This window comes from Corynebacterium sp. UMB6689, from assembly GCF_030215295.1.
In the GTDB taxonomy this organism is placed as follows: domain Bacteria; phylum Actinomycetota; class Actinomycetes; order Mycobacteriales; family Mycobacteriaceae; genus Corynebacterium; species Corynebacterium aurimucosum.
In genome coordinates this window covers 1-10209 of sequence record NZ_JASOLS010000034.1, presented here as the reverse complement: position 1 = coordinate 10209, position 10209 = coordinate 1, and the positions used below count along the sequence as shown (strand labels likewise).

At 60.5% G+C, this 10209-nt stretch carries 9 protein-coding genes; 8 read left to right on the top strand and 1 reads right to left on the bottom strand.

Features of this window, described 5'->3' with window-relative positions:
- Window positions 1–312 precede the first annotated feature (312 nt).
- Together QP363_RS12405 and QP363_RS12400 are read left to right on the top strand one after the other, a co-directional pair.
- The gene (locus tag QP363_RS12405) at window positions 313–948 is read left to right on the top strand and encodes an Abi family protein (RefSeq protein WP_070444124.1); all 636 of its coding nucleotides are present in this window, start codon (window positions 313–315) and stop codon (window positions 946–948) included.
- A 312-nt stretch (window positions 949–1260) separates the two neighbouring features.
- Window positions 1261–2076: an HAD family phosphatase gene (locus QP363_RS12400; protein WP_070711070.1), complete on the top strand. Its 816-nt coding sequence runs from the start codon at window positions 1261–1263 to the stop codon at window positions 2074–2076.
- Here the strand turns inward: QP363_RS12400 and QP363_RS12395 are convergent.
- Window positions 2073–2762: an oxidoreductase gene (locus QP363_RS12395; RefSeq protein WP_070711069.1), complete on the bottom strand. Its 690-nt coding sequence runs from the start codon at window positions 2760–2762 to the stop codon at window positions 2073–2075. The genes QP363_RS12400 and QP363_RS12395 overlap by 4 nt on opposite strands.
- A 104-nt stretch (window positions 2763–2866) precedes the next feature.
- Between QP363_RS12395 and QP363_RS12390 the strand changes: the two genes are divergently transcribed.
- The 6 genes from QP363_RS12390 to QP363_RS12365 all read left to right on the top strand — a co-directional run bounded on the left by QP363_RS12390 (window position 2867) and on the right by QP363_RS12365 (window position 9976).
- A complete protein-coding gene (locus QP363_RS12390; RefSeq protein ID WP_070444132.1) occupies window positions 2867–3361 on the top strand; it encodes a phage holin family protein in 495 nt (164 codons plus the stop codon).
- An 89-nt stretch (window positions 3362–3450) separates the two neighbouring features.
- Window positions 3451–4353, top strand: coding sequence for an alpha/beta fold hydrolase (locus QP363_RS12385; protein WP_070711068.1), 903 nt, complete (start codon window positions 3451–3453; stop codon window positions 4351–4353).
- Window positions 4354–4575: 222 nt separating this feature from the next.
- Window positions 4576–6171, top strand: a complete 1596-nt coding sequence (locus QP363_RS12380) for an ABC transporter substrate-binding protein (protein WP_070711067.1) — start codon at window positions 4576–4578, stop codon at window positions 6169–6171.
- A gap of 199 nt (window positions 6172–6370) precedes the next feature.
- Window positions 6371–7297, top strand: coding sequence for an ABC transporter permease (locus QP363_RS12375; protein ID WP_010189948.1), 927 nt, complete (start codon window positions 6371–6373; stop codon window positions 7295–7297).
- Window positions 7290–8249 carry an ABC transporter permease gene (locus tag QP363_RS12370; RefSeq protein WP_070711066.1) on the top strand — a complete coding sequence of 320 codons (960 nt, stop codon included), beginning with the start codon at window positions 7290–7292 and terminating at the stop codon, window positions 8247–8249. Before QP363_RS12375 ends, QP363_RS12370 begins: the two co-directional genes overlap by 8 nt.
- The gene (locus QP363_RS12365) at window positions 8249–9976 is read left to right on the top strand and encodes an ABC transporter ATP-binding protein (RefSeq protein WP_070711065.1); all 1728 of its coding nucleotides are present in this window, start codon (window positions 8249–8251) and stop codon (window positions 9974–9976) included. Before QP363_RS12370 ends, QP363_RS12365 begins: the two co-directional genes overlap by 1 nt.
- Window positions 9977–10209 lie beyond the last annotated feature (233 nt).

Genomic DNA, 10209 nt, shown 5'->3' with positions numbered 1-10209 from the left:
GCCGGACGCTCCTAAATCCACACGAAATGTCCCTTAGTGCGACACGCCGCAAATCCACACGAAATGTCCCTTAAGCCGCAGTTTTCATCTATAGACGCCGGTTTTGATGACGTTTAAACAAATTTAACGGGGTTTAAAGCCTACAATTCACAGGGAACCCGCCACGTCGTGTCCTAAGAAAAACTCACAAGCCATACAACGGGCTTAGGCTTAGGGAAAGCCAAAAACATCAATAACCCCGGCGATTTACTCCTACTTTTGTAGTGCAGGGATCGTTCCGAGGCTTTCAACAGAAAAACTAGCATATCCATAATGAATAATCCAGAATCCGCCCTACTACCACTATCTCAGTGGTTTTCATCTGCGCGTATGAGCCGTTATGCTGCCCATCCAACTCCAGAAGCGCTATACCTTTGGAATACTCACCTTACAAAGACCTATCTCGCCGACATTGAGCATCTCGAAGTGCTCCTCCGCAATTGCATCCACACCGCCCTAACGCGCAGATACGACGAACGGTGGTTTGACAACCATCGAATAAATTTCAGCAGTGAAGCAGCCAAGAGCATCCACAAAGCAATGAAGAGAGCCGGAGGGAGGAAAGCACCACCAGGAAAAATCATCGCTGAACTCAGTTTTGATTTCTGGCGCTTCCTCTTAAGTAGCCACTATCAGGCGAGCATCTGGCCGCAGATAGAAAAGGCATTGAAGGTAAAACCCGACGACAGACAGCAATTCGAAGAACTTGTAGTCATTATTTACAAAATGAGAAACAGGTGCTCTCACCACGAATCAATCGTCCAACAACACAATATCCCTGGTGAAATCGCACATCTTGACTCTGTTGATAACGCTATCCACATGGTAGCGAAATTCATTGATCCCGAAGCCGCGACGTGGATCAAGGATAATTCCAGAGTGCCAGCTCTACGAGTGCAACGACCTTAGTCACATATCTGAATGCCACGGCAACACTGGGACTGGGGGCATGTTGGCTTAAAAGAAAAAGGTGATGGCCCGCGCCTCGGGGGGGTGTGCGCGGGCCATCGGTAACCCGGCATCGGGGGGGTGCGCCGGGGCAGGCCGCACTGTATATCGGGGCCTTGCACATGACATTATGGCACGCGAACCAAGAGATGACAACAGCGAAATCCAACATTCCGTGAGTTTTCTGGCAATATGTTTGCGCACTCCCGATTCTGCCTGCTAAGAGGCTACGATGAGCAGGGTAACTCGCACACAGACGGCAGGCCTTCCTCGATGACCGGTACTTCTTTTCCCACTGACGGCGCCACCCGCGCGGCCGCGTTCTTCGACTTGGATAAAACGATCATTGCCACGTCCTCTGCCTATGCCTTCGGCCGCGAATTCATGCACAACGGTCTCATCACCCATGCCGAGGCGCTCCAGCTGTCTTTAGCCAAAGCCAGCTATATGCTCGCCGGGCACAGCAGTGAGCATATGGACACCACCCGGGATCAGCTCGCCGCCATGGCCGCCGGTTGGTCCGTTCAGGAAGTCCACGACATCGCGGTGGAGACCATGCATTCAGTAGTCACCCCCGCCATTTATGCGGAGGCACGCGCGCTTATCGACGCCCACCGCGCCGCCGGCCACGAGGTGGTGATCATCTCGGCGTCGGCAAGCGTGCTGGTCGAGCCCATCGCACAGGAGCTGGGCATCGAGCACGTCGTGGCCACCGAGCTCGCCGAGGAAGACGGCCGGTTCACCGGAGAGATTCTGTTTTATTGCAAAGGCGCCGCAAAAGCTGAGGCCTTAGCCCGCATGGCTAAACAGCTCAACGTCGACCCCGACGTATCTTTTGCTTATTCCGATTCCGCCACGGATATCCCGATGTTAGAGCAGGTTGGCCACCCCGTTGCCGTGAATCCAGACCGCTTGTTAAAGAAGCATGCCCTTGCCCATGACTGGGAAATCCGCACGTTTAAGCACCCCGTTCCGCTCTTCACCGCGCCCAGCGCCCGCGAGTTCGGTATCGGCTCAGCGGTCGTGGCCGGCATAGCGGCCCTCGTGGTCGGCGGTGTTTTCTTTGCGCGGCAGCAGCTGCGTGATTAGGCCGCTTGCGCGATGCCGTCGGCTTCGCGGGCGCCGGCTTCCCAGGCGTCGAAAAGCAGCGTGATAAGTGCCGCCGGATCTTCCTCGTAAGTATCCAGTGCCGCACGGTAGTCCGCGCGATGCCGGTTGAGGTAGGTCTCAGGCACGGCAAAGCCCCGCGGATCGAAACCGGTATGGATGGCTGCGGTGCGCGCGGCAACGAGCGCCACGACTGTGCTGCGCGCACCGAAAAACGAGCGCGCGGCAATCTCCGCGTGCAGCACCACCGGTAACAAGCGGTCAAAATCCACACCGGCCCCGCGCGTGATGAGCTGTGCTAGCGCCTGCGCCACCGCCGGATTCTGATCAGGGTGGCCCGCGCCACCCGCCGCAACATCAATGCTGGCCAGGATCTGCAGCGGAGCCCGCGCGAAGGTGCGCACGGTAGCAGCCTGTTTTTCGGGGGCAAGGAGGGAATAAGCGCTGACCGCGGGCGGGATACCGTCAGCCTCAAGCGGCGCACCGTCGATCGCCGCGGCCGCCCGCGCACCGCGCAAGAGCGACTCTGAAGAAATGACGTCGAACTTGCGCAAGCCCGCGGGCCGGCGGTGCACGCGCGCTAACGCTGAGGCGGCAGAAGCAGCTTTATCCTTCACCCCAGAAAGGGCCATCAGCGGGGTCAGCGGGTCAGAATGCGGCATACCCATTACAATAACGCCGTACCCACTTTGCGGGCCGCACCACATGAACGCTGGAAAGTTCATTACTATGGCCGATATAGATTGCGACAAAACAGTAGGAGTATTTAACCGTGAGCAACGACGGACTATTCACTGACGGGTCCAACAAGTTCGCCCCGAAGGTAGACAGCATTCCCTTGAGCGATGCGGATACCTCCCGCCGTGGCGAAGCATCCATCGGCCAGCTCGTATCCAACGCCACCGAGCAGATGTCCCAGCTGGTTCGCTCCGAGGTCGAGCTGGCCAAGACCGAGCTCGCTGCTTCTGCCAAGAAGGGCGGCATCGGCGCGGGCATGTTCGGCGTGGCCGGCACCGTGGCGCTGTACAGCTCCTTCTTCTTTTTCTTCTTCCTGGCGGAGCTGCTCGCCGTGTGGCTCGACCGCTGGGCTGCCTTCCTGATCGTCTTCCTCATCATGGTCGTCCTGGCCGCCGTCGTGGCCTTCATCGGCTTCAAGCAGGTCAAGCAGGTCAAGGCCCCGGAGAAGACCATCGAGTCCACGAAGGAACTCAAGAAGCTGGTACCGGGTAAGGCTGAGAAGTCCATCGAGCGTGGCCTCTACACCTAAACCTTTAAGGTCCTTTTCAATCTCCCGCCCCGAGCACATGCGTTCAGGGCGGATTTCTTCTGTGCACCCTTCCCACGAAAGGCCCGCCCATGAATCCCCTACCGCCCTCCGTAGTGGAGCTTGACGGCCCCTTTGAGCACGAGTTCCTGCACACGCGCGGCATCCGCCTGCACGCCGCTACCGCTGGCGACCCGGATAACCCGCTGGTGCTGCTGCTCCATAGTTCCTTTGGTGGGTGGTTCGACTTCCGGAATGTCATTGCCCCGCTTGCCGCCGCAGGCTTCCACGTCGCCGCCCTCGATATGCGTGGTTTTGGCATGTCCGATAAACCACCGCTCGAACCCGGCCAGGATATCCGCGTGGCGGTTGGTGATGTCAGCGGTGCCATCCGCGCACTGGGTCACGACGATGCCTACCTAGTCGGCGCGGATACCGGCGGTGCGGTGGCATGGGCGCTGGCCACCGAGCGGCCCGAACGGGTACGCGGGCTGGTCTCCGTATCGGCAGCGCACCCGGCAGATTTACGCCGCGCCGTCGCCGCACGCCCCTGGGACTTCGGGTGGGTCCTCCTGCGCGCAGCGTTGTGCCGCATGGGAAAAATTGGCGCCCCGAGACTCCTACTGCGGGAGTCCACCTACCTTCGGGAGATGGATCTCGACGCCCTCGGATCCTTCAACGGCGCCGAGCGCGAGGAGGCCCTGCGCCTGCGCGTGACGTCGTCACGCATAGGAAACGTCCGCCGGGGAATCATCTGGAACCACCGACTGCGTACCGCTGTGGTTCCGCTGAGTTGGCTCGAGCTCACCGTGCAGTGCCCGACGCTGTTCATTCATGCCGATCAGATGCTGTGGCGGCCAGTTGCGCGGCGGGCGGCGCGGCGCTGCCGTGGGGGTTTCACCGCCACCACTATCCCCGGGTCCAAGAACCTGCCCTATCTTGAGAACCCGCATGGTTTTACTCAGACCATTATCCAATGGTTGCGAGATAGGTAACATTCACCGCCCTCCGTGCCCCACCCCTCTCAGGGGGATGGGGACTTTTTTAATTCGTTGACAAAACCGCAGGTTAAGAAAGAATACCTACCGCCCTATAGCTTTTATCACAGGACATATTTTTCAATTCCTTGTATATGAGACGAGCCACGCGGTAGCTTCATATAAAACCAACATCACAGGTTTTCTACATCTTTCGCACCACGGAGGTCTAAGCCCTACATGACGCTCAAGAAGACACTCGCTGCTCTCTCTGTCGCTACCCTGCCGCTCACCCTCGCGGCCTGTGGTGGCGACAACTCCGGTTCAGACTCTGCTTCCGGCTCCGGTGATGGAATCGTCACCGTCAACGGCTCCGAGCCGCAGAACCCGCTCATCCCGGCCAACACCAATGAGACCGGCGGCGGACGTATCGTCGATTCCATCTACGCCGGCCTGGTCTACTACGACGGTGACGGCGAAGCTCAGAACGAGCTGGCTGAATCCATCGAGCCGAATGACGACAACACCGAGTTCACCGTCAAGCTCAAGGAGTCGAAGTTCTCCGACGGCTCCCCGGTCACCGCGAAGAACTTCGTGGACGCCTGGAACTACGCCGTGGCCAACGACCAGCTCAACGCTTCCTTCTTTGCCAACATCAAGGGCTTCGAGGAAGGCGTCGAAAAGATGGAGGGCCTCAAGGTCGTCGACGACCACACCTTCACCATCGCCCTGAACAGCCCGGAGCAGGACTTCCCGGCACAGTTGGGCTACTCCGCGTTCTACCCGCTGCACGAGTCTGCCCTGGAAGACATGGATGCCTTCGGCCAGAACCCGATTGGCAACGGCCCGTACAAGCTGTCCGAGTGGAACCACAACCAGGACGCCACCGTCGTTCCGAATGAGGAGTACAAGGGTGGCCAGACCCCGCAGAACGACGGCATCAAGTTCGTCTTCTACGCCTCCCAGGACGCCGCTTACGCCGATCTGCTCTCCGGCAACCTCGACGTTCTCGACGCCGTTCCGGACTCCGCTTTCGACGTCTACGAGGCCGACCTCGGCGACCGTGCAGTGAACCAGCCGACTGCTATCTTCCAGTCCTTCACCTTGGGCGAGAACCTCGAGCACTACTCCGGCGAAGAAGGCGTGCTGCGCCGCCAAGCCATCTCCTATGCCATCAACCGCGAGGAGATCACGGACACCATCTTCAAGGGCACCCGCACCCCGGCCAAGGACTTCACCTCCCCGGTTATGCCGGGCTACTCCGAGGACATCAAGGGCAACGAAGTCCTTGAGTACGATCCGGAGAAGGCCAAGGAACTGTGGGCTGAGGCCGACAAGCTCAACAAGTGGGATAACCCGACCCTGGAGATTGCCTACAACTCCGACGGCGGCCACAAGAGCTGGGTGGATGCAACCACCAACTCCATCAAGAACACCCTCGGCATCGAGGCTGTTGGCGCACCGTACCCGGACTTCAAGTCCCTGCGCGATGAGGTGACCAACCGCACCATCAAGACCGCCTTCCGCACCGGCTGGCAGGCGGACTACCCGAGCCAGGCCAACTTCCTGGCCCCGCTGTACAAGACGAACGGTTCCTCCAACGACGGTGACTACACCAACCCGGAGTTTGACAAGCTTCTCGACGAAGCCCTGACCTCCACCTCTGAGGAAGACGCCATCAAGAAGTACACCGAGGCCCAGGAAGTCCTGTTCAAGGACCTGCCGGCTATCCCGCTGTGGTACTCCAACGCCACCGGTGGCTACTCCGAGAACGTCGACAACGTCGTCTTCTCCTGGAAGTCCCAGCCGGTGTACTACAACATCACCAAGAAGTAACGCCACCCCTGGCCACTTCGCACGACCCCCGCAACCTCCATGGAGCGGGGGTCGCCCCGCGTTTTCACCCCCAAAGTGTGATTAGAAACGCGCTATAGATTTCTCGAAGCGTGGGATCACACATTAGAATTCTCGTAAGCTATGCCCCGCGTCCCGACGCTGGCAAGCACCTGCCCCACAACGAGTAAAGGACCACACTATGCTGCGCTATATCGGGCGCCGAGTGCTCCAGATGATTCCGGTGTTCTTCGGAGCTACCTTGCTCATCTATGCGCTCGTCTTCTTGATGCCCGGCGATCCTGTCGAAGCCCTTGGCGGTGACCGCGGCCTTACCGAGGCTGCCCGTGCCCGCATCGAGGCCGAATACAACCTCGACAAGCCGTTCATCATTCAGTATCTGCTCTATATCAAGGGCATCTTCATGCTGGACTTCGGTACGACCTTCTCCGGGGTTCCCGTAACCCAGGTGATGGCTAACGCCTTCCCGGTTACTGTAAAGCTGACCGTCATGGCCATTATCTTTGAGTCCGTCTTCGGCATCCTCTTCGGTGTCTTCGCCGGTATGCGCCGCGGCGGCTTCTTCGATTCCACCGTGCTGGTCATCTCCCTGCTCGTCATCGCGGTGCCTTCCTTCGTCATCGGCTTTGTCTTCCAGTACCTCGTGGGCATTAAGTGGGGCGTCTTGCCGGTTACCGTCGGCGCTAACGCCACAGTGAAGTCTCTCCTCATGCCGGCCATGGTGCTCGGCGCGCTCTCCTTGGCGTACGTCATCCGCCTGACCCGCCAGTCCGTGGCGGAGAACCTGCGCGCCGATTACGTGCGCACCGCCCGCGCCAAGGGGCTGTCCAACGGCGCGGTGACCCGCCGCCACGTGCTGCGCAATTCGCTGATTCCCGTGGCCACCTTCATCGGCGCCGACATCGGTGCGCTCATGACCGGCGCCATCGTGACCGAGGGCATCTTCGGTATCAACGGCGTCGGCGGCACCATGTACCAGGCCATTCTGCGTGGTGAGCCGACCACAATCGTCTCCTTCACCACCGTGCTGGTGATCATCTACATCATCGCCAACCTGCTCGTTGACCTCCTGTACGCCGTACTTGATCCGAGGATCCGCTATGCCTAATTTCGAGAAAACCACTCCCCACCCGGGCCAAGAGCACTTCGTCTCGGAAACCGATGAAACGGGTCTCGGCGCGGTCGATGCCGTCAAGGACGAGTCCGCGCCTTCCTCCCAGTGGGGGGAGGCATGGCGCTACCTGCGCCGTCGCCCACTGTTCTGGATTGCGGCCGTGATGATTCTCGTGGCCATCCTCCTAGCCATCGCACCGGGTCTTTTCACTAGCACCGACCCGCGCCTATGCGAGCTGTCCAAGTCCCTCGCCCCCGCCGAGCCAGGCCACCCCTTCGGCTTCAACCGCCAAGGCTGCGATATCTACGCCCGCGTGATTTACGGTGCGCGCGCGTCGGTAGCCGTCGGCGTCCTCACCACGCTGCTCGTCGTAGTGCTTGGTTCAATGATCGGCGCTATCGCCGGCTTCTTCGGCGGCTGGATCGACTCTGTTCTCTCCCGCATCACCGACATCTTCTTCGCCATCCCGCTGGTGCTCGCCGCCATCGTGGTCATGCAGATGTTCAAGGAGCACCGCACCATCGTCACGGTGGTCTTGGTGCTCGGCCTCTTCGGCTGGGTCTCCATTGCCCGCATCACGCGCGGCGCGGTGGTCTCCATCAAGAACGAGGAATTCGTGCAATCCGCGCGCTCCATCGGTGCGTCGAGCTGGCGCATCTTGTTCAGCCACATCCTGCCGAATGCGGCCGCGCCCATCATCTCCTACGCCACCGTGGCGCTGGGCACCTACATCGTCGCGGAGGCCACCTTGTCCTTCCTGGGCATCGGCCTGCCGCCGACGTTCGTGTCCTGGGGCGGAGACATTTCCGACGCGCAGGCTTCCCTGCGCGTCGCTCCGGCAGTCCTGTTCTACCCGGCGGGCGCTTTGGGCCTAACCGTGTTGAGCTTCATCATGATGGGTGACGTCGTCCGCGATGCACTCGATCCGAAGGCGAGGAAGCGCTAATGACTAACTCTCCACTTCTTGAAATGAAGGATGTCCATATCTCCTTCACCACCTCCACCGGTGTGGTTGAGGCAGTGCGTGGCGTCAACATGTCCATCTACCCTGGCCAGTCCGTGGCCATCGTGGGCGAGTCCGGTTCCGGTAAGTCCACCACCGCGATGTCCATCCTCGGCTTGCTACCGGGCACCGGCAAGGTTACCGGCGGCCAGATCCTTTTTGAGGGCGAGGACATCACTCACTACAACAACAAGCAATTCGAATCGCTGCGCGGTGACAAGATTGGCCTGGTCCCGCAGGATCCGATGTCCAACCTCAACCCAGTGTGGCGCATCGGCACGCAAGTTGAGGAGTCTCTCAAGGCCAACCACGTGGTGGAGGGTTCCAAGCGCCACGAACGCGTGGTGGAGCTTCTGGAGGAAGCCGGGCTTCCCGACGCCGAACGCCGCGCCAAGCAGTACCCCCACGAGTTCTCTGGTGGTATGCGCCAGCGCGCGCTCATCGCGATTGGCCTGGCCGCACGCCCGAAGTTGCTCATCGCCGACGAGCCCACCTCCGCCCTCGACGTGACGGTGCAGAAAACCATCCTGGACCACCTGGAGCACCTCACCGAGGAGCTGGGTAACGCGGTGCTCTTCATTACCCACGACCTCGGTCTGGCGGCCGAGCGCGCGGAGCACCTCATCGTGATGCACCGCGGCCGCATCGTCGAGTCGGGCCCCTCGCGAGAGATTCTGCGCTCCCCGCAGCACCCCTACACGCGCCGGCTTGTCGACGCCGCCCCCTCCCTCGCCTCCTCCCGCATCCGCGCGGCCAAGGAAGCTGGTGTGGAGGCCAAGGAGCTGAAGTCGGGTGAGGCGATCGGCGCCGCCTCCGAGTCTGGTTCCACCGCTGCAGATTCCGCTGCAGGTTCATCTTCCGCGGCTCAGGCCCCGGTCATCTCGGTTCGTAACCTCACCAAGGAATTCGATATCCGCGGCCAGCGCGGCGGCAAGAAGCTGCTGAAGGCCGTCGATGATGTCTCCTTCGACATCCGCCGCGGCACCACCCTGGCGCTGGTGGGCGAGTCCGGTTCCGGCAAGTCCACGGTGGCCAACATGGTGTTGGGCTTGCTGGAGCCGACCTCCGGCACCATCGAATTCGAGGGCCGCGATACGTCGACGTTATCGAAGCAGGAACTGTTCAAGCTCCGCCGCAAGATGCAGGTGGTCTTCCAGAACCCCTATGGTTCGCTGGATCCGATGTACTCGATTTATAAGTGCATCGAGGAACCTATGGCCCTGCACAAGGTGGGCTCGCGCAAGGAACGCGAGGCCCGCGTGGCCGAGCTTCTCGACATGGTCTCCATGCCTCGCTCCGCCATGCGCCGCTACCCCAACGAGCTTTCCGGCGGCCAGCGCCAGCGCATCGCCATTGCCCGCGCGCTGGCTCTGCGCCCGGAGGTCATCGTCCTCGATGAGGCTGTCTCCGCCCTCGACGTCCTGGTGCAGAACCAGATCATTCAGCTCCTCGCGGAGCTGCAGTCGGAGCTCAGCCTGTCGTATCTCTTCATCACTCACGACCTCGCGGTGGTCCGCCAGACGGCCGACGACGTCGTAGTCATGAAGAAGGGCCAGGCCGTCGAACAGGGCACCGCCGACGATATCTTCGAAAACGCCCAGCAGGAATACACCCGCAACCTCATCAACTCGGTTCCGGGCATGCACCTAGAAATCGGCACCGGCCACTAGCTCACGCACCACCCACGCCGACTGACCCGTCAACCGTCTTCCGGTTGGCGGGTCTCGTTCTTTAAGAGCTAAAGGGCCCGCTGCTCCCGCTGTATCTTGCGGCATGTGAACTGTGGTCTAGGATCTCCTAGTTTCCCGTCCCCCTTCTAACAGTTAGCGGGTTTAGTTCTTTAAGGGCTTAAGAGTCCCGGTACACCCCGCTGCATTTTGTGGCGCATTAGCCGTGGTCAGGG